Consider the following 21048-nt stretch of genomic DNA (forward strand, 5'->3'; position numbering starts at 1 on the left):
ACCCCACATCACAAAAAAGTTTTTGGCAAAGTTGTGTATGGGTTTATTTTATCATCGTAAAGTGGGTAATTATATGTACCATTAGACATTACAGAAGACATATCCGGAACTCCTGTTGAGCTTGTAACTCCGGCTTCTATTACAATTTTTGTAATATTATCTCCGGCATTGGTGAAATTATAATTGGTAAAATTTACATACGTAGTTCCGGACTTCTTTTTTTCTACAATTTTCGTCATTTTTCCGGAACCATCATAAGTGTAAGTATATTCGCTATTAAAGTTAGCTATACCTCCAATAGCTCTTTGACAAGTTGTATGATTGATTTTCCCGCCTGCATCGTATGTAATATCAAAATCATAAGTTTGACCATTACTTACTGGCGCACCATTTAATTCTTGTCCGAATTTTACTTTAGTAATTTTCCCTGAAGTATACGTCGCAGTTCCTACAATAAATGAAGTAGGACCACTTGCCTCCTGGAAAATTGCTTTCTGAAGAACATTTCCGGTGGTTACAAATTCTTGATTAGTCACATTATTGACAGTAATTTTGTGTAAAATTCTTGGACCTGTAATTGTGGGACCCGTAGTTCCACCACCACTCCCGCCTGGAGTGTTATTAGGATTATTTTGATTGATAGGATCTGCGGTTGTATTGTCGCATGAGAACATAAAGAAAAGAAGTAGAGCTGCTACGACTTTAAAAAAGTTGTTTTTGATCATAAAGTTTAGTTTTTTTTAGTTCACAAATATAATTATTTTTCAACACGACTTGATTTAATTTAAATTTTTAACAAAAAAATCTAAAAACTTTCGCTTTTAGATTTATATTTTGATTAAAATTTCAGAAAACCACAAATATGTTGATGATTTTAAACATTTAAAATAGATTTCAATAAAACGTTCACCTCATCTACATTTTGCACCCCATCTTTTCTCATCATTAATTGATTGCCTTCTTTCCCAATCTTCTCTTTCAACTGAGCCTGTGACGGATTTTGCGTTAGATAACTGATAATATGCCTGAATTTATCGGTCTGATAAAATTTATCTTGTGGATTATTCGGGAAATATCCTAAAAAAACCTCGTTTTTCATGACAATCTTTTCAAAACCAATATCTGCAGCAAGCCATTTCAAGGCAACACTTTTTAATAAGTTAACAGCTTCAGAAGGTAATGTTCCGAAACGGTCTGTCAATTCCGATTCAAATTTCTGAAGGTCAATTTCATTATCAATTTCCGCTAATTTTTGGTAAAGCAACAATCTTTCTTCCGTGCTTGAGATGTAAAAATCTGGTAACATTAATTCTAAATCTGTATCAATATTAACTTCTTTTACAGACTTGAATAATTTCTGACGGTCTTCTTCGTTTTCAAACAGATTTTCAAAATCTTTATCGTCTTTTAATTCTTCAAGAGCTTCCTGCATCATCTTTTGATACGTTTCAAAACCCATTTCGTTGATAAATCCGCTTTGCTCACCGCCTAACAAATCTCCCGCACCACGAATTTCCAAATCTTTCATCGCAATCTGAAAACCACTTCCCAAATCTGAAAACTGTTCAATCGCTTCCAGCCTTTTTCTGGCATCAGAAGTCACCATATCCAAAGGCGGCGTAATCAGATAACAGAAGGCTTTTCGGTTACTTCGCCCGACACGACCTCTCATTTGGTGAAGATCTGCCATCCCGAAACGTTGCGCATCATTAATAAACATGGTATTCGCATTCGGAACGTCTACTCCACTTTCTACAATGGTGGTTGCAACCAAAACGTCATATTTCCCTTCCATAAAGTCAAGAACGTTTCTTTCAAGCTGTTTACCTTCCATTTGTCCGTGACCTGTAATTACTCTCGCATCAGGAACCAATCTTTGAATTAATCCTGCAATATCTTTAAGATTTTCAACTCTGTTGTTAATAAAATAAACCTGTCCGTCACGCTGCAATTCATAAGAAACTGCATCACGAATAATTTCTTCACTAAAACCAACCATATGCGTTTCCACAGGCTGTCTGTTTGGCGGTGGTGTTTTAATTACAGATAAATCTCTCGCAGCCATCAATGAAAACTGTAAAGTTCTCGGAATCGGCGTTGCAGTCAATGTCAGCGTATCAATATTAGATTTTAAAGTTTTCAGTTTATCTTTTACCGAAACTCCGAATTTATGCTCTTCATCGATAATTAAAAGACCTAAATCTTTAAATTTAACTTTTTCAGAAGCTAATTGGTGCGTTCCAATGACGATGTCTATCTTTCCGTCTTTTAAACCCGCTATGGTTTCAGATTTTTGCTTTGCCGTTCTGAATCTGTTTAAATAAGAAACATTTACAGGAAAATCTTTCAATCTCTCTGTAAAACTTCGGTAATGCTGAAACGCCAAAATCGTTGTCGGCACTAAAATCGCAACTTGTTTTCCATCTGTAGCAGCTTTAAAAGCAGCACGAATGGCAACTTCTGTTTTCCCGAAACCTACATCTCCACAAACCAGACGATCCATCACGGTGTCGGCTTCCATATCGTTTTTCACATCGATGGTTGCTTTTTCCTGATCGGGTGTATCTTCGTAGATAAAACTCGCTTCCAACTCATTCTGAAGATAAGAATCCGGTGTGTAGGCAAAACCTTTAGCTGTTTTTCTTTCTGCGTATAATTTAATTAAATCAAAAGCGATCTGCTTGACTCTGGCTTTTGTTTTCTGTTTTAATGATTTCCAGGCGGGCGAACCTAGTTTACTCAAAACGACTTCTCTCCCATCGGGACCGTTGTATTTTGAGATTTTATGTAATGAATGAATACTTACATATAATAAGTCTCCATTTTTATAAGTTAATTTAAAACATTCCTGAATTTTCCCGTCATTATTCACTTTTACCAATCCCATGAATTTTCCGATTCCATGGTCGATGTGAGCAATATAATCTCCAACTTTTAACGACATCAAATCTTTCAGAGTCAACTGTTCAGATTTGGCAAACGTGTTTTTCGCTTTATATCTTTGGTAACGATCAAAAATCTGGTGATCTGTATACACTAAAACTTTGTGGTCATTGTCTACAAATCCTTCATGAAGTTCAGATTTAAAACTTTTAAAAGGCAATTGATTTTCTAATTCCTCAAAAATAGATTCTAGTCTTTCCTTTTGTTTATCGGTAGAAAAAGAAATCCACGTATCAAAACCCTGCTGCTGCTTTTCTTCTAAATCTTCAATTAGTAATTCGAAATTTTTATGAAAAGAGGATTGTTGCGTCTGTTTGATTTCGACCTGTTCTATATTTGGTATTTCGATTGATTGTGGACTGAAATCTATGGTTTTAAATTTCTTATAATCAAATAAAAATTCTTCATCAGAAATAAACAATTCCTGCGGAGTTCTGTGCGAAATATCTTTGCTTAATGTTTCGTATTTCTCTAAAGATTTCTCGTAAAAGTTTCTGACTTTTTGTAAACCGATTACCGCATTTTTAGAAATCACAAAACTGTCTTTCGGCAAAAGTTCCAGCAAAGAAACACGACTTCCAGACACTGAATAATTCATATTCGAAACCAACTGAAAATCTTTTACTTTATCGACAGAAAGCTGAGTTTCAATGTCAAAAGTTTTAATGTTTTCAACTTCATTTCCAAAGAAAGTAATTCTGTAAGGTTTCTCGTTTGAATAAGAAAACACATCCACAATTCCTCCACGTACAGAAAATTCTCCCGGCTCGGAAACAAAATCCGTCTGCTGAAACTGATAATGCGAAAGCAATTCATCCACAAAATCAAAATCAAGTTGGTCTCCTACTTTGATATGATGAGAAATAGCTTTAAAATCTTCTTTCTTCAAAACCTTTTCAGACAGAGCTCCCATATAGGCAACAATAATCTTCGGAGACTTTTCTGAATTTATTTTATTTAAAACATCAGTTCTTAGAACCAAATTGGCATTCTGAGTTTTCTCAACCTGATAAGGCTCCAGATGCGTTGCCGGAAAATATAAAACCTTTTCTTTACCCAGCAAATCTTCCATTTCGGTGTTTACATACAAAGCATCTTCTTTATCGTCAACGAGATAAAGAATTGTTTTTTTATGAGTAAGAAAAAGTTCGGCAGTGAAAATCGAAACCGAAGAGCCGGCACTTCCTCTCACAGAAAGATGCTGATGACTCTCTAGCTGAATAAAAATTTCTTTTCCAAATTCTTTTTTAAGTAAATCTGGCAAAAAGCTTTCTTTTATGGTTTTTAAATGCATAAAAATTATAATAGGTATAAACGACAAAAGCGATTTCGGGAGAATTCCGAAACCGTTTTAGCATTACAAAGATAATGCTATTTTCCTTAAACGTTCAGCGGATTGTCTTTATATAGAAATATCAATAATAAATGAATATAAATCACAATTTTTCATTAAAGATTAAAAAATACGTTAAAAATATTCACATAATTGATTACGGCACAGTGTTTGAAAAGTCTACTCCCGTAAACCAAAAAAATAATTTTATGAAAAATGCAATCAAAATTTTAGGAGTTTTTATGCTGGTGATGTTCACTGCAATTTCATTCACATCGTGTAGTAGCGATGACGATCCGGCAGACAATGATTTCTTTGCAGGAACTTACAAAGGAAAAATTACTTACAATGATGGCTCCACAACAGTTTCAGAAGACAATGGAAGTGTATTTGTGACAAAAATCGCAAGTGCTACAAAGTATAACTTCAGATTTTCAAACGGAATCCCTGATCTTAATGGTCTGGAATTTGAAAAACAAGGAGATAACACATTGGTAATGGTAGGTTCTAACGCCTTAGTTTATGTTAGAATTGACAATAACGAACTGAAAATGTACTACACTGCAGACGGCAAAACATGGACAGCTAATGCTACCAGATAACAACTATTCATACATATACGAAACCTGTTTCTCTTTTGGGAAGCAGGTTTTTTTATTTTTAATTTGATTTAATGTTTTTTTAATCTGTAATAAACTTTAGTTAAGTATCTTAAAATTGATTTTCATATTGAGATTTTATTTAAATTTACTTAAAATAAAAACAAACAATTTTATATGAAAAAATTTCTAACAGCAATGTCAATCGTATTAGGATTGGGATTTGCAACAGCTCAACAAGCTGTTCCTGCTACAAAAAGCACCGTACAAAAAACAACTAAAACAGTAAAAGCTGCTAAACCCGTAGCGGCAAAACCTGCAGTCAAACTAAAAAAGGACGGAACGCCTGACAAAAGATATAAAGAAAACCAAAAGTTAAAAAAAGACGGAACGCCAGATAAAAGGTACAAAACAAACAAATAATCAACATTAAAAAATGTTGTTTTTCATAATCAAATTTTGAAGAACCGAGGGATTTTTATTCGTCGGTTTTTTGTGTTTAAATTTTAAAATATTTGACAGAATTCTCTACTTATTTATAAATTTGAAGCATGTTAAACTTCTTCAAGAAAAATGCGGCACTGGTTTGGGCAAAAAAACATGTTCAAAAGACAAATGATTTTAAGCAAAATGCAGAAAAAAATCAGGAGAAACTGCTTTTGTCATTGGTGAAAACTGCCGAGAAAACACTTTTCGGAAGAGAGCATCAATTTGAAAACATCAAATCAATTGCAGATTTTCAGAAAAATGTGCAGATTGCAGACTACGAAGACCTTAAACCTTATATCGAAAAAGTAAAAAAAGGGCAACGCAACATTCTCTGGACAGAAACTCCTGAATATTTTGCGAAAACGTCAGGAACCACCTCGGGTTCGAAATATATTCCGATTTCAAAAGAAGGAATGCCATATCAGGTTGCAGGAGCTCAAAGTGCGTTATTTCATTATATTTCAAAAAAAGGAAATGCCGATTTCGTCAACGGAAAAATGATTTTTTTGCAGGGAAGTCCGGAATTGGAAGAAGTTTTCGGGATTAAAACCGGCAGACTTTCCGGAATTGTTGCACATCACATTCCAAATTACCTTCAAAAAAACCGTCTTCCAAGTTGGGAAACCAATCTGATAGAAGATTGGGAAGCCAAAGTCGACAAAATCGTAGAAGAAACGGAAAAAGAAAACATGACTTTGATTTCCGGAATTCCACCGTGGTTGATCATGTATTTTGAAAAATTGATTGAGAAAAACGGCAAGAAAATCAAACAGCTTTTTCCTAATCTTCAATTGATTGTAACTGGCGGCGTCAATTATGAACCATATCGTGAAAAGATGGAAGAACTTTTGGGCGGAAACGTTGACATCGTTCAGACATTTCCTGCTTCGGAAGGTTTTTTTGCATTTCAGGATGATTATACGAAAGAAGGACTTTTGCTTTTAACCAATCACGGGATTTTCTACGAGTTTATTCCTTTGGAACAATATGGAAAGCCAAATGCTCAAAGACTGACTTTAAAAAACATTGAGCTTAATAAAGATTACGCTTTGATTTTAACGACAAATTCAGGTTTGTGGGCATATTCTATTGGTGACGTCGTAAGATTTATTGATAAAAAACCGTACCGAATACTGGTTAGCGGAAGAACCAAACATTTTACCTCAGCTTTTGGTGAGCATGTGATTGCTTTTGAAGTGGAGGAAGCTATGAAAGCTACAGTTGAGAAATTCCCTGCACAGATTACAGAATTTCATCTTGCACCGGAAGTGAACCCAGAAGAAGGGTTACCTTATCATGAGTGGTTTATCGAATTTGAAAAAGAGCCGGAAAATTTAGGTCTATTTAAAAATGAATTGGATGATCAGCTGAGAAAACGCAATACCTATTATGATGATTTGATTTCGGGAAATATTCTTCAGAAATTAAAAATCAGTAAGCTTTCTAAAAATGCATTTCAGGAATATGCAAAATCTGAAGGTAAACTTGGCGGTCAAAATAAAATCCCAAGATTGGCAAATGACAGAAAAATTGCGGATTTGTTGAAAATTTATAAAATTTAAACACATTTTCTTGATTATGAAAACATATATTCAAAAAAAATGATAAATTTGGAAAACTAAAATTTAATAATGAAAGCATCTGTACTTTTAAAATCATCTTTACTAACGGGTTTATTTGTCATCTCATCTTGTGCTACCACAAAGTACAGCGAAAATATTTCAACAAATAATTACTCTAATCTTGAAGCAGGAAAAATGTATGTTGTAACACCAAGAGACGGTTCTAAAAAGCAGACGATTCTTTTCAGAAACATCAGTGGCGACAACATTATCGGAACTGCAGGTAAAAAAGACAGTACAGAAGTGGTGATTCCTAAATCTAATGTAGCATCTGTAAAAGATAGATCTCAAGGAAGAGTGGTAGCCGGTGCTGCCGTAATCGGAGCTGCAGGAGTTGCTGCAATAGTCATCAGTTCTTTGAGAGCTGACTAAAATAGACGTTATCTTTCAGAAGAAATAACCAAATTCTTTTGAAAACCCGATATACAAATAGCCCTGAATAAATATTTAGGGCTATTTTTGCGGAATGATTTCTCTTTCCCCGCTTAAAACCTTAGAAAATATAGAATTCAGAAATCTTCTTACAGGGAGATTTTTTATTGTTTTAGCATTCAGGATGCTTGCCACACTTTTAGGTTGGTGGGTATATCAATTAACAAAAGACCCTTTTTCTATTGGGTTAATCGGACTTTCGGAAGTGATTCCGGCAGTGAGTTGTGCTTTGTACGCCGGCCACGTTATTGATATGAATGAAAAGAAGAAACTACTATTAATCTGCACTTATCTTTATGTTTTTCTGATTGGATTATTATTAATTCCGGCGTTTTATAATGTTGAACTTCATTTTACAGGACATGAAATCACCTATTATATTTACGGAGTAATATTTTTCACCGGCATTGTAAGAGCATTTATAGGCCCGATTGTTCCGTCGATGATTCCTAAAATTGTTCAGAAAGTCAATCTACCAAGTGCCATTACATTAAACCAAGGAACTTTTTTAATTTCTTCAGTTTGCGGACACGCTGCCGGAGGATTTTTGATTGGTTTAGTTGGTGTAAAGTGGACTTTAATTGTGATAATTTCTTTAATATCAATTGCCTCTATTTTTTTCTGGCAACTGAATAAACAGTTTTCTGAACATGAAAAGGATAAAATAAAAGTGATGGAAAGTATGCGTGAAGGTATTTCTTATATTTTTAAAACTAAAGAAATACTTGGAGCACTTTGTCTGGATATGTTTGCTGTACTTTTTGGTGGTGCCGTTGCGATGATTCCTGTTTTTGCGACAGATATTTTAAAATCGGGCGCCGAAGGTTTTGGATTATTAAATGCGGCTTCAGACATTGGTTCAATGATTATCATTACCACACTTTCTATAATTCCTTTGCGTAAAAACCAAGGTAAAGTATTGCTTGGTGTCGTTGCTGGGTTCGGACTTTGCATCATTGGTTTCGGGCTTTCACATTATTATTGGCTTTCATTTATGTTTCTGGTTTTGAGCGGAATGCTTGATGGAATTTCTGTTGTCATCCGTGGAACTATTGTGCAGTTGAAAACTCCGGATCATATCCGCGGACGTGTTTTGAGCGTAAACTCCATCTTCATTATGTCAAGTAACGAAATGGGACAATTTGAGAGCGGTTTGGCCGCAAAACTTTTAGGAGTCGTACGTTCCGTGGTGTTTGGAGGCAGCATGACTTTGCTGATTGCATTGATCGTTGCCGGCACGAATCCCAAATTAAGAAAAATGCAATATTAGGAGATATTATACGTACTTCTTAAATATCTTTTAAATCTTTAACCGTAGGCGAATATTTTTTTTATATTTGTACTAAAAATTTTTCGGAAATGAAAAAACCTTTACTCATTTTTTTATTGATACTATCTCAATTACTTTCTGCCCAATCAGATTGCCCTACAGCTATTACCGTATGTGGAAACTCTGGGATATCATACACACCTACAGGACCTGGTACTATTTTGGAGGATCTGGGAGGATGTTTGGTTAGTGACGAGCACTTTTCTGTTTGGTATACTTTTACAATATCAACAGCAGGAACATTAACCTTCACTATTGACCCAAATGTGTTTGCAGATGATTATGATTTTGCAGTCTATGGCCCAAATAAACCTTGTGGAAATTTAGGAGCCCCTGTCAGATGTAATTATTCCGGTGCGGATGGTCCTACTGGCCTGAATTTAAGCACAAACGGCCCTACAGGAATAGATACTGGGGGAATTTTAACGCAATGGAGCGGCTTCATGAATGTGCTTCCAGGGGAAACTTATTATTTGATTGTTGATAACTTTTCTAGCTCCGCTAATGGTTTTACACTTTCTTGGGGAGGAACCGCTACATTAGCATCACCATTTAATGATCCCAGCTTAGTTACCAATCCTTTTATAACTCCAGGTCTGCCAAATGCTAATCCTGCCCAACCAAATGAAGTGGTGGTATGTACAAATCCTGCAACTTTTGATTTTAGTTCATTAACAAGCGGAATCATCAACGGGAATACAAATTTCACCGTATCTTACCATTATAACACCAATGATTTATTGACAGGTGCAAACCCTATTGTTGGTTCTACCAGTGTGAATATTACAGACACCTATTATTATAGTATTACTTACACAGATCCTACCAACCCGAGCAATCCTATTAATAAGTGTAAGCAAACAGGTGAGTTTAAATTTAAAGATGGATCTATCGTAGCTACCGATGCTACTCTTACAGAATGCAAAAATAATAATGAGGGAACTGCCGTCTTCAATCTGACAACGGCTAATGTTATCAACATTCCAACTGCTACCGAAAAGTATTACCCTTCAATGTTTGATTTGAATGGCAATACCAACGAAATTACAAATCCTTACCAGTATCTATCTGCAGGAGGATCCGTTTTTGTTTTGGTAACTTCTGAGTTTGGCTGTACAGACATTGCAGAAATAAAATTAAACTTTCATCCGGTGGTTACTGTAATAGAAGCAACTTTAAGAGCATGTTTTATTGAGAGTAATCCTTCAACAGGCGAGTTTAATTTACCAAACGCACCGGTAACCTTAGATGCCGGAACGACTAAAAAGTTCTACCCATCAGAAACTGATGCTATTAATCAAACCAATGAGATTTTAAACCCTGCAAATTATATTGCTCCAAATGGTGTAGTTTATGTAAGAGTAATGAACGCCACTGGATGTTATACTGTTGCAAAGATTAACCTAGTGGTTATTCCGCCAGTATACTCTACAGTTTTGGTTGATAAAGTAATCTGTATTGAAGATAAAACAACTTTAGATGCAGGACCTGGATTTACTGCATACGAATGGAGCACAGGTGCAACCACACAAATCATCTCTAACGTAGGTGTAGGAACTTATTGGGTAAAACTTACAACAGGAGATTGTACTGCAATTCAAAAAGTGAAAATTTATGCAACAGAGCAGCCGGTTATTTCAAATGTTGAGATTACCAACAATTCAATTGCTGTTAATGTTACAGGAGGAACTCCGGCATACCAATATTCTTTAGACAATGTAAATTGGCAGGATTCTAATGTATTCTCGGGTCTTACCAGAGGAGATTACACAGTATATGTGAAAGACTCTTATGATTGTGTACCTATGGAAATCGTAATTGTACTTCCTAATATCATCAATGTAATTACTCCAAATGGTGATGGTGTGAATGATGTGATTAATTATTCTGCTCTTTCAGGAAAAGGCAATTTGATTTTAAACATCTTTGACAGATATGGCACAAAAATCCACCAGGCAGATAAGTCAAATAACTACACTTGGGATGGAAAAATTGGCGGCAAAAATGTACCAACAGGAAATTACTGGTATTCTGTAACCTGGAACGAAAACAATAAAAACAAAACCCCTATCAAATTCACAGGATGGGTAATGGTTAAAAACAGAGAATAATCATTTTTATAAAATCTGTAAATAAATCGCTTCTTGAGAGCGATTTATTTACTTTAAACATATTTGTATTATTTTGTTTAAATTTGCTTTAAATTCATTTCACATGAAAAAATTACTACTTTTTTTTATCTTAATAACATCACAACTGTTTTATTCTCAATCTGACTGTAATTCAGCTATTCCTGTTTGTGGAAATTCAGGTTTTTCATACACACCAATAGGCTCCGGAACCATTGATGAGGAACTCGGAGGTTGTTTGTCTAGTGATGAAAATTTCTCAGTATGGTATACGTTCACTATTGCAACATCCGGAACACTTACATTTACTATTGATCCAGCAGTATTTGCAGATGATTATGATTTTGCAGTATATGGTCCCAACGTAAGTTGTGGAGCTTTGGGAGCACCAATCAGGTGTAACTTTTCAGGAGCAGATGGTCCTACCGGCCTTAATTTAACATCAACCGATCCTAATGGAGGTACATTTGGACAGTGGAGTAGCTATATGGATGTAGTTGCTGGTGAAACTTATTACTTAATTGTTGACAATTATCTTAGCACCGCCAATGGTTTTTCATTAAATTGGGGAGGAACTGCTACTTTGACTTCTGCATTTAATAATCCTACACTTACTCCAAATCCTTTTATTACTCCAGGACTTCCGGGACCAACACCTACATCTCCTAATGAAATTTTAAAATGTGCATTACCGATGCAGTTTGATTTCACTACGCTTTCTACAGGTATCATAAACGGAAATACTAACTTTACAGTTACCTATCATGACACTGAAAATAATGCTATTACAGGAACTTCTCCACTTACAACCACAACGATAAACGGAACAACAATCTACTATTATAGATTAAAGTATACAGATCCTGCAAATCCTACAAATCCTATTAATGGATGTTTTCAGCTCGGTACTTTTAAATTCAAACAAGGAAATATTGTTGCAAATAATGCAACACTTACAGAATGTAACAACAATGGAGCTGGAACAGGAATTTTCAACCTTACATCAGCCGCTGTTTTCGGAGATCCTACTGCAACTAAAAAGTACTATCTTACATTAGCTGATCTTAATGCTGACATCAATGCTATTACAAACCCTACAGCATATGTCTCTGCACCAAAAACAATTTATGTAAAAGTTACTTCTGTAGAAGGATGTACAGATGATTCAACAATCACGTTAAACTTCCATCCTGTAGTCGTTTTGACACCTGCCACTTTAGAGTCTTGTTTTATTGAAAACGCAATTACAACTGCAACTTTTGATTTGACAACTGCGACCGTGACTTCTCAGACGGGGATTACAAAAAGATTCTTTAAAACTCAGGCAACTGCTTTATCGGGTACTAATGAAATTTTAAACCCAACAACTTATATTGCAGAAAACAGTGAAGTATATGTGAGAGTCACCAACACAAATGGATGTTATGCAATAACAAAAATCACATTAAAAGTTCTTCCTCCTGTAAAATCTACAGTATTAAAAGACAAAACAATCTGTCTTGAAGACAGAACAACCTTAGATGCTGGTCCAGGGTTCACAGGTTACGAATGGAGTACGGGAGCTACTACCCAAAGTATTCAGGATGTAGGAATTGGAACTTACTGGGTAAAACTGAAAACTGGTAAATGCTTCACACTACAACAAGTCAAAGTATTACCTACGTCGCAACCGGTAATCGCTAGTTTAGATATCAACAATAATACAATTACAGTAAATGCTACAGGAGGAACTGCCCCTTACCAATATTCTATTGACGGTACAAATTGGCAGAACTCTAATATATTTAATAATCTTCCAAGAGGTGAAAATAAAATCTACTTAAAAGATTCTTTTGATTGTACTCCGATTATAGTTCAGGTAACTGTTCCTAATTTAGTGAATGCAATTACTCCAAACGGAGATAATGTAAACGACGAATTAGATTACTCTGCATTAGCCTATAAGAAAAATCTTGTTTTCACAATCTACAACAGATACGGAAATAAAATCTATGAATCTGATAAACTAAGAAATTACAAGTGGGACGGTACATCAGGCGGTAAGAAAATCATAACAGGAACTTACTGGTACACCATCACTTGGGACGAAACCGACATCAACAATACCCATACAGTTTACAATGGATGGATATTGGTAAAAAATAGAGAATAAGTAAAATCTCATATCATTAGAATCACCTCAGCAACGGGGTGATTTTTTATTAACATCATTCAATGCCTTTGGATATTGATATTTTAAAAGTTATCAACAATAAATATGAATTACTCAATTCAAATTATTTTCTAAATAAACTATCTTTGCAATATGGCGCAGAAAGAAACTTTATCTTCTCTTACTCAAGGAAACTTTGCTAGAGAATTATCGATTGCAGATGGAAAAATGCCTCCCAATGCTGTAGATTTTGAACGTTTGGTTGTCGGTACTTTTTTAATTGATAAAAAAGGACTCGATCATTCTATTGATCTTTTGACTCCCGAAGTTTTTTACGACCCAAGACATTCGGTGATTTTTGAAGTGATTCTAAAACTATACGAAGGAAACCAACCCGTCGATTTGATGACCGTTATTCAGGAGTTAAAAAAAACAGACAGATTAGCTTCTGCAGGCGGAGATCATTATATTATTGAATTAACTATGGGTGTAAGTTCATCTGCCCATATCGAATATCATGTACGTGTAATTCTCGAAAAATATATTTTGAGAAGTTTAATTAATGTTTCTGCCAATGTTATTGACACCTCTTACAAAGAATCAACAGATGTTTTTGAACTTTTGGATAAAGCCGAACAGTCATTTTTTGAAATTACCAATGGAACAATCAAAAAAGGATTTGATACCGCAAATACATTAGTAAAACAAGCAATTGATACCATCAAATCTCTTAAAGATAAAGAAGGAATTTCAGGAGTTCCTTCCGGATTTACAGGAGTTGACAAAGAAACCGGTGGCTGGCAAAATTCAGATTTAATTATTATAGCGGCACGTCCGGCGATGGGGAAAACGGCATTTCTTCTTTCTATGGCAAGAAACATTGCTGTGGGGCACAAAATTCCAATGGCACTTTTCTCTCTCGAGATGGCATCTGTACAGTTGATCACCAGAATGATTGCTTCTGAAACAAAAATTTCATCAGAAAAATTAAGAAAAGGACAAATGAGCGATGAAGAATGGCAAAGACTATTCTCCAACGTATCAGAACTTGAAAATGCTCCTTTATATATTGATGAGACTCCTTCCCTATCCATTTTCGACTTCCGTGCAAAATGTCGAAGATTGGTAATGCAGCATGGCGTGAGAATCATCATGGTTGATTATCTTCAGCTGATGACTGCAAGCAGCGGAGGAAAAGGAGGCGGAAACCGTGAACAGGAAATTGCAATGATCTCTCGTTCATTAAAAGCAATTGCTAAAGAATTAAATGTTCCCGTAATTGCACTTTCTCAGCTGTCAAGAACCGTAGAAACCCGCCCGGGAAAAAGACCTCAGCTTTCAGATTTGAGGGAATCGGGAGCGATTGAGCAAGATGCTGATATTGTATCATTTATCTTCAGACCAGAATATTATAAAATTGCCGTTTGGGACAATGATGAAGAAGGACAAGAATCCTCCACAGAAAACCAGGCCGAACTAATTATTGCAAAACACAGAAACGGTGCAACTGCCGATGTAAGACTTTCTTTTATGAAGCATTTTGCGAAATTTGGCGATATTGGCGAAACAGATAGCAGTTATCCATCAGGAGGTTCACAATCTCATGAACCTAGTGGTTTTGAAAAAATAAAAACAACCATTCAGCCAGGAGCAGCATTTGATTTACCTGATAATTCTAAGGTTTCGGGCTCTTCAATGAATGATCTGGATGACGAAGATGATTTTCCTTTTTAACTTCTAAAATTAAGGTTGAGGCCTAGGCTTATTTAACCTTGAAATAATTTAATTTTTATTTAACTAAACCCCAAACTTAATCTCAACCTAAAAATTTTGAGAATAGAAATCTATACAGACGGCGCATGCAGCGGAAATCCCGGAAAAGGCGGATTCGGAATTGTCATGAAAGTTCCTGAGAAAAATTATCAAAAAACATTCTCAAAAGGTTTTCGAAAAACCACCAACAACAGAATGGAATTGCTGGCAGTAATCACTGCTTTAGAAAAATTAAAATCTACCGAAAACGACATTCATGTTTTCACAGACAGCAAATATGTGTCTGACGCAATTAATCAAAACTGGCTTGCAGGGTGGATTAAAAGAGGCTGGAAAAGCGTAAAAAACCCCGATTTGTGGAAACGCTTTGCTGTACTTTTTAATGAGCACCATCCAAAGATGCATTGGGTAAAAGGCCATGCAGGTCATTTTGAAAATGAGCTGTGTGATAAGCTCGCCGTGGCCGCAGCAAGCTCAGCAAATCTTGAGATAGATACTTATTTTGAAAATTTGGAAAGCAATTCTTTATTTTAGTGCAAATAAATTTTGAATCATTCTAATCTCAGATTAATTATTTCCATTATTCCCTTACAAATCATAAGATATTTTACCATATAGTCATACTTTTTTACAAAATTAACATTAAATACATATTTATTACTTGGGATTTAATATCTTTACACGTCTAATTATAAAATCCTAATAGATGAATAAAAATTTACTGTTTTATTTTACCATATTTCTACTTTGCATTTCCGGAAAATACCATTCCCAAACTTACCAGCTCGCAGGAACTCCTTTCACTACCGCTGGCTGGACGATGGTTGCTCCTACAGTGGCAAGCACAGATTTTATTCAGCTTACTCCAGACACAAACAACCAATCAGGATCTGTAAGGCTGAATGATCCTATCAACTTGAAATTTTGTGATAAATGGAGAGTGGAATTTGATTTCAGAATGGATTCTAACCAAACTGCCAATGGTGATGGTCTTGCATTTTGGTATCTGGCAAATCCGCCGGTAGCAAGTGTATTGGGATCAGGACTTGGGGTTTCGCAAAATGCAGTAGGTCTTATTGCCGGTTTTGACACCTACAACAATACAACTACAGCAGTAATGAGTAAAGTACATGTTGCATACGGCCAAGTAGTCAACACAACTGACACCAACAACGTAGAATTTTTTAATGTAGCCGGAAGTTCTTTTCATTCTCCGGATATGAATACCACTTTACCTTTTCAGGGAACTACATATAAACATGTTGAAGTAACAGCGCAAGTAGATCCTGCAATACCAACCAATTGGATCATACAGATAAAAATTGACGGCACTGTGATATGTAATCAATCTTTTGCTCCTTCAGGAGCGGCAGCTGCGATGACGGTTGGGTATTTTGGATTCTCGGCTTCTACGGGAGGAAACAGATCAAGACATTCTATTAAAAACGTAAAAATATACACAGATAAAGTAAGCATCTTACAGCCATCTGTCACACAATCTTACTGCCCTAATCCTTCAACAGGATTCGCAACAGTAAACCTTACATCATTTAACTCTCAATTTGTTGCAACCCCTGCAAATTACACGTTTACGTATTCTGTAGGAGGAACACCAATCACTAATCCTACAACTTATCAGTTTAATGCAAATACAACTATAAGTGTTTTTGTAAAAGATAACTCTGGAGTATTGTGCGACAACCCAGATGGTCAAATTAATCTCACCCTATCACCATTTACTGCCAATAACAGGACAATTTCAGAATGTAACAATAACAATGATACCACAGCTACATTTAATCTTACCACAGCAAATGTAAGTGGTGTACCCGGAATCGTTAAGAAATACTACAGAACACTAGCAGATCTGAACGCAGGAACAAATGAAATTACGAACCCCACTGCATTTATTTCGGGACCTACTATTATTTATGTAAAAGTAACAACACCACAAGGATGTACGGGCACGGCACAAATCACGTTAAACTTTCTTCCGTTACCAATAGTGACAGACGCAGCGTTACAATCTTGTTCTATTCCAACAAATATTACAACAGGACTTTTTGATTTAACTTCAGCAAACGTTACAGCAGAAACAGGTATAACGAAAACATTTTACACCTCCTTAGCGAACGCTTTAGCAGGAACAAATTCAATAGTAAATCCTATTGCCTATGTTTCTTCCAATTCAGAAGTATTTGTAAAAGTAACCTCTACTGTCAGCAATTGTTTTATCATTAAAAAAATTACATTAAAAGTAATTCCCCCTGTAAAATCAACAGTTTTAAAAGACAAGATAATTTGTATCGACGACAGAACAAATCTAGATGCAGGACCCGGTTTTGACGCATATCTATGGAATACTGGCGCAACTACGTCATCAATTCAAGGTGTACCTGTAGGAACATATTGGGTAAGATTGAAAACCGGAAGCTGCTACTCCACTCAGATTGCAGATGTAAAAGCAGCATCAAATCCTGTTATTGCAAGTATAGATATCAGCAACAATACGATTACAGTAAATGCTACCGGAGGAACAGCTCCTTATCAATATTCTTTAAACGGAACAACTTGGCAGGATTCTAATGTTTTCAAAGGGTTACCAAGAGGTGAAAATAAAATTTTCTTAAAAGACTCTTACAATTGTGAGCCAGTGCAAATACAAATTACAGTTCCGAATTTGCTCAATGCAATTACACCAAACGGAGATAACGTAAACGATGTTATTGATTATACAGCTTTAGCTTATAAGAAAAACTTAGTATTTATAGTATATGACAGATACGGAAACAAAAAATACGAGGCCGACAAGCTGAGAAATTTCAAATGGGACGGAACTTCCGGCGGAAAGAAAATCCCTACAGGAACTTATTGGTACACCATCTCTTGGAACGAAAATGACGCAAACAACACACGCACTCAATACAACGGCTGGGTACTTGTAAAAAATAGAGAATAAACTTCTCAAATAAAAATCACTCCTAATGGGAGTGATTTTTCGTAATAGTAAAATTGAATAAAAAAAATGAGCTAAATTGTGTTTTTTGATGAAATTTATACAAAAACAAATCAATAACTCAAAATAACATAAACTTTTATTCTATTTTTAAATTTAATCACACTTATAAATAAATTTTCATAATTATTTTATAAAAATAATTTATAATACATTACATAACCATAATCAATTTAATAAAATGAAGAAAACACTACTATTTTATCTTTCAATAATTCTTTTATTTTTCTTTCAAAACACATCTGCCCAAACATATCAGCTCACAGGAAACCCCGTCGTTACAACAGGATGGGATATTGTTCCTTCAGCAACTGCTCCCAATGATTTTGTACAGCTTACCGCAGATCAAACGGGTCAGTTTGGAGCCATAAAACTTTCAAACGCAATCAACTTAAAGTATTGTGATAAATGGAAAGTTGAATTCGACTTCAGAATCGACGGAAACGGAACTACAGCTTATGGAAGAGGTGATGGTTTGACATTTTGGTATCTTTCTAACCCACCAACAGCATTTACAACCGGTGGGGGATTAGGAATCCCAGCAAACGCAAACGGATTAATGGTTGCTTTTGATATCTTCAACAATTCTACAGAAGGACAAATGAGCAAAGTGCATCTTCTATATGGAACCAACAATACTCCAGCAGGAAATCCAAATATTGAATACAATGTGGCCGCAGGAAGTACATTTCACTCTCCGGATTTGCAGGCCACACAGCCTTTTGTAGGAGCAAACTACAAACACGTTGAAGTAAACGGTCAGGTTGATCCGGCCAATATCAACAATTGGATTATTCAAATCAGAATAGATGGCATTGTAATTACAAACCAATCTTTTGCTCCATCAGGAGGAGCCATCGGTATGACAACCGGGTACTTCGGATTTTCAGCAGGAACGGGAGCGGCGAGCGCAAGACATTCTATTAAAAATGCCAAAATTTTCATTGACAAAGTTCCTATTTTACAAAGTACAGTTACACCTTTTGTTTGTACCAATCCTTCTACAGGAAGTGGTTTTGTTGATTTAACTTCTTACGCAACACAATTTGTTAATGTTCCCAGCAACTATATTATCACTTATTATGTTTTAGGAAGCTCTACACCTATTGCGACACCTAACAACTTTCAGTACACAGGAAACACCACAATATCTGTAGTCATCAAAGATCCGTCTTCTACCCTATGTGATAATGGTGATGCGAGAATTATTTTAAATCCAAGTCCATTCGAAGCCGTTGATGCATCTATGACGGAATGTAATAATAATGGCTCAGGCGTTGGGATATTTAATTTAAATAATGCAGCTGTAACCACACTAGCCGGGGTTACTAAACAATATTATCCAACTTTAGCTGATTTGATTGCCGGAACAAATCAAATTATGAACTTTGCAGCATATCCAGCAGCACAGGGAACTACAATTCATGTAAAAGTAACTACTGCTCAAGGCTGTGTAGACAATGCAATTATAACGCTAAACACTTCTCCATTAGTCGTTGTAAATGATGCTACACTGAGAAGTTGCTTTGAACCAAATAATCCTTCACTAGGAATATTTAATTTACCAAACGCTCCAGTAACTACAGAACCGGGAACCACGAAAAAATACTTTCCATCTTTAACGGATGCAGTAAATGGAACTAATGAAATCAGCACACCTGCAACTTACACGGCTCCAAACGGAGTTGTATATGTAAAAGTAAGCAATGGAACCGGATGTTATTCAGTGGCAAAAGTAACCTTGGTTGTAATTCCACCAATATATTCTACCGTTTTGGTTGATAAAGTAATCTGTATTGAAGACAAAACCACTTTAGACGCAGGATCAGGATTTAGCGGATATGAGTGGAGCACTGGCGCAACGACACAAATAATCTCAAATGTCAGTGTAGGAACTTATTGGGTAAAACTGAAAAGCGGTGACTGTATTGCCACACAAACGGTAAAAGTTTACGCTTCAGAGCAACCCGTCGTAACTTCTATTGACATTTCAAACACCACAATTACTGTAAACGTTGATGGCGGAACTCCTGCTTATCAATATTCTTTAGACAATGTGAACTGGCAAGATTACAACGTGTTTACAGGGATTTCCAGAGGTATGCATAAAATTTACGTAAGAGATGTTTATGACTGTGAGCCAATTGAAGTTAATATCACGGTACCAAATTTAATCAATGTAATCACTCCAAACGGTGACGGACAGAATGATTATATCGATTACTCAGCTTTAGCAGGAAAAATAGATTTGACATTTAATGTTTTCGACAGATATGGCTCAAAACTTCACCAAGGAGACAAAACCAACCGATACATTTGGGATGGAACCGCGAATGGCAGGAAAGTTCCCACAGGAAGCTATTGGTATTCTGTAACATGGAATGAGAACAACAAAAATAAAACTCCAATCAAGTTCTCAGGTTGGATCATGGTAAAAAACAGAGACTAATTTTTTTTCATATTTTAATTATATTGCGATCACTCCCCTCAAAAGGAGTGATTTTTTATTTAGAAAATTTAAAAATAGAATTTTGGCACAAAACTGTCTTTATTCATATTCAATTCTTAAATTTGTCTTTATGAATTATTTGGAAGCTTTAAGCAGAAGATATTCTGTGAAAAAATTTAATCCCGAAATGATCATTCCGCAGGAAACACTTCTCAATATTCTTGAGGCAGGAAAATTGGCGGCAAGCTCTCAAGGTCTTCAGCCTTATAAAATATTCGTAGTTGAAAGTACAGAAATGAAGGAGAAACTGATACCTTCTTTTTATAATCCTTCACAAATTTCTACCTGTTCACACCTCATCGTTTTAGTTTCCAAAAAAGATATGGAAGAAACGTATCTTGACGGATATTTCAATCACATCTCTGAAGTACGTGAACATCCAGTTGAAAATTTAAATCTGTTTAGAAAAAGCATCACAAGTCATTTCAGCAGACAAGAGCATGATGACATTCTGAACTGGGCAGAAAAACAAGCTTATATAGTGTTAGCTAACTTAATGTATGCTGCAGCGATAGAAAATATCGACACATGCCCGATGGAAGGTTTCAGACAAGAATTGATCGAAGAAATTTTAGATATCAATCCGGAAAAAGAAAAAGTGACTGTAACATTGGCACTTGGCTACCGATCGGAAGAAGATCAGTTTCAGCACATGAAAAAAGTAAGGAAACCAAACGAAAAATTGTTTAAATTTATTTAATTATTTAGACGATTGTCTTAA

14 protein-coding genes are annotated in these 21048 nt (G+C 35.5%); 12 read left to right on the forward strand and 2 right to left on the reverse strand.

Translation table 11 applies throughout. The features are described from left to right. Nucleotides 1-8: 8 nt before the first annotated feature. Nucleotides 9-725, reverse strand: coding sequence for a hypothetical protein (locus EAG08_RS09500; protein ID WP_129535218.1), 717 nt, complete (start codon nt 723-725; stop codon nt 9-11). Nucleotides 726-874: 149 nt separating this feature from the next. Beyond that, nucleotides 875-4237, reverse strand: coding sequence for a transcription-repair coupling factor (mfd, locus tag EAG08_RS09505; RefSeq protein WP_129535219.1), 3363 nt, complete (start codon nt 4235-4237; stop codon nt 875-877). 248 nt (nt 4238-4485) lie between these two features. Between mfd and EAG08_RS09510 the strand changes: the two genes are divergently transcribed. The 12 genes from EAG08_RS09510 (at nt 4486) to EAG08_RS09565 (ending at nt 21027) form a co-directional block, all read left to right on the forward strand. Then, nucleotides 4486-4878, forward strand: coding sequence for a hypothetical protein (locus EAG08_RS09510; protein ID WP_129535220.1), 393 nt, complete (start codon nt 4486-4488; stop codon nt 4876-4878). Nucleotides 4879-5052: 174 nt separating this feature from the next. Then, the gene (locus EAG08_RS09515) at nt 5053-5298 is read left to right on the forward strand and encodes a hypothetical protein (protein ID WP_129535221.1); all 246 of its coding nucleotides are present in this window, start codon (nt 5053-5055) and stop codon (nt 5296-5298) included. 128 nt (nt 5299-5426) lie between these two features. Next, entirely contained in the window at nt 5427-6926 is a 1500-nt protein-coding gene (locus tag EAG08_RS09520) for a GH3 auxin-responsive promoter family protein (RefSeq protein WP_129535222.1), read from the forward strand. Nucleotides 6927-6995: 69 nt separating this feature from the next. After that, a complete protein-coding gene (locus EAG08_RS09525; protein WP_129535223.1) occupies nt 6996-7358 on the forward strand; it encodes a hypothetical protein in 363 nt (120 codons plus the stop codon). Between the two features lie 94 nt (nt 7359-7452). Further along, nucleotides 7453-8688 (forward strand): MFS transporter, encoded by a 1236-nt coding sequence (locus EAG08_RS09530; RefSeq protein WP_129535224.1) that lies wholly within the window; start codon nt 7453-7455, stop codon nt 8686-8688. An 89-nt stretch (nt 8689-8777) separates the two neighbouring features. Continuing rightward, nucleotides 8778-10859, forward strand: coding sequence for a T9SS type B sorting domain-containing protein (locus EAG08_RS09535; protein WP_129535225.1), 2082 nt, complete (start codon nt 8778-8780; stop codon nt 10857-10859). A gap of 103 nt (nt 10860-10962) precedes the next feature. Beyond that, nucleotides 10963-13029 carry a gliding motility-associated C-terminal domain-containing protein gene (locus EAG08_RS09540; protein WP_129535226.1) on the forward strand — a complete coding sequence of 689 codons (2067 nt, stop codon included), beginning with the start codon at nt 10963-10965 and terminating at the stop codon, nt 13027-13029. Between the two features lie 153 nt (nt 13030-13182). Then, entirely contained in the window at nt 13183-14763 is a 1581-nt protein-coding gene (gene dnaB / locus EAG08_RS09545; protein WP_129535227.1) for a replicative DNA helicase, read from the forward strand. 96 nt (nt 14764-14859) lie between these two features. Further along, nucleotides 14860-15336, forward strand: coding sequence for a ribonuclease HI (gene rnhA, locus EAG08_RS09550; protein WP_129535228.1), 477 nt, complete (start codon nt 14860-14862; stop codon nt 15334-15336). Between the two features lie 172 nt (nt 15337-15508). After that, on the forward strand, nt 15509-17761 hold the full coding sequence (locus tag EAG08_RS09555) for a lectin-like domain-containing protein (protein ID WP_129535229.1): 2253 nt from the start codon (nt 15509-15511) through the stop codon (nt 17759-17761). A 238-nt stretch (nt 17762-17999) separates the two neighbouring features. Further along, the gene (locus EAG08_RS09560) at nt 18000-20267 is read left to right on the forward strand and encodes a T9SS type B sorting domain-containing protein (protein WP_129535230.1); all 2268 of its coding nucleotides are present in this window, start codon (nt 18000-18002) and stop codon (nt 20265-20267) included. A gap of 130 nt (nt 20268-20397) precedes the next feature. After that, nucleotides 20398-21027: an NAD(P)H-dependent oxidoreductase gene (locus EAG08_RS09565; protein ID WP_129535231.1), complete on the forward strand. Its 630-nt coding sequence runs from the start codon at nt 20398-20400 to the stop codon at nt 21025-21027. Nucleotides 21028-21048 lie beyond the last annotated feature (21 nt).

This window comes from Chryseobacterium sp. 3008163 (genome assembly GCF_003669035.1).
Lineage (GTDB): Bacteria > Bacteroidota > Bacteroidia > Flavobacteriales > Weeksellaceae > Chryseobacterium.

What these genes read in the sequence shown, in the direction of transcription:
- EAG08_RS09535 (WP_129535225.1), top strand. Translation starts at nt 8,778, where the DNA reads ATGAAAAAACCTTTACTCATTTTTTTATTGATACTATCTCAATTACTT.
- EAG08_RS09515 (WP_129535221.1), top strand. Translation starts at nt 5,053, where the DNA reads ATGAAAAAATTTCTAACAGCAATGTCAATCGTATTAGGATTGGGATTT.
- EAG08_RS09565 (WP_129535231.1), top strand. Translation starts at nt 20,398, where the DNA reads ATGAATTATTTGGAAGCTTTAAGCAGAAGATATTCTGTGAAAAAATTT.
- EAG08_RS09530 (WP_129535224.1), top strand. Translation starts at nt 7,453, where the DNA reads ATGATTTCTCTTTCCCCGCTTAAAACCTTAGAAAATATAGAATTCAGA.
- mfd (WP_129535219.1), bottom strand. Translation starts at nt 4,237, where the DNA reads ATGCATTTAAAAACCATAAAAGAAAGCTTTTTGCCAGATTTACTTAAA.
- EAG08_RS09500 (WP_129535218.1), bottom strand. Translation starts at nt 725, where the DNA reads ATGATCAAAAACAACTTTTTTAAAGTCGTAGCAGCTCTACTTCTTTTC.
- EAG08_RS09525 (WP_129535223.1), top strand. Translation starts at nt 6,996, where the DNA reads ATGAAAGCATCTGTACTTTTAAAATCATCTTTACTAACGGGTTTATTT.
- EAG08_RS09510 (WP_129535220.1), top strand. Translation starts at nt 4,486, where the DNA reads ATGAAAAATGCAATCAAAATTTTAGGAGTTTTTATGCTGGTGATGTTC.
- EAG08_RS09540 (WP_129535226.1), top strand. Translation starts at nt 10,963, where the DNA reads ATGAAAAAATTACTACTTTTTTTTATCTTAATAACATCACAACTGTTT.
- EAG08_RS09555 (WP_129535229.1), top strand. Translation starts at nt 15,509, where the DNA reads ATGAATAAAAATTTACTGTTTTATTTTACCATATTTCTACTTTGCATT.
- dnaB (WP_129535227.1), top strand. Translation starts at nt 13,183, where the DNA reads ATGGCGCAGAAAGAAACTTTATCTTCTCTTACTCAAGGAAACTTTGCT.
- EAG08_RS09520 (WP_129535222.1), top strand. Translation starts at nt 5,427, where the DNA reads ATGTTAAACTTCTTCAAGAAAAATGCGGCACTGGTTTGGGCAAAAAAA.
- EAG08_RS09560 (WP_129535230.1), top strand. Translation starts at nt 18,000, where the DNA reads ATGAAGAAAACACTACTATTTTATCTTTCAATAATTCTTTTATTTTTC.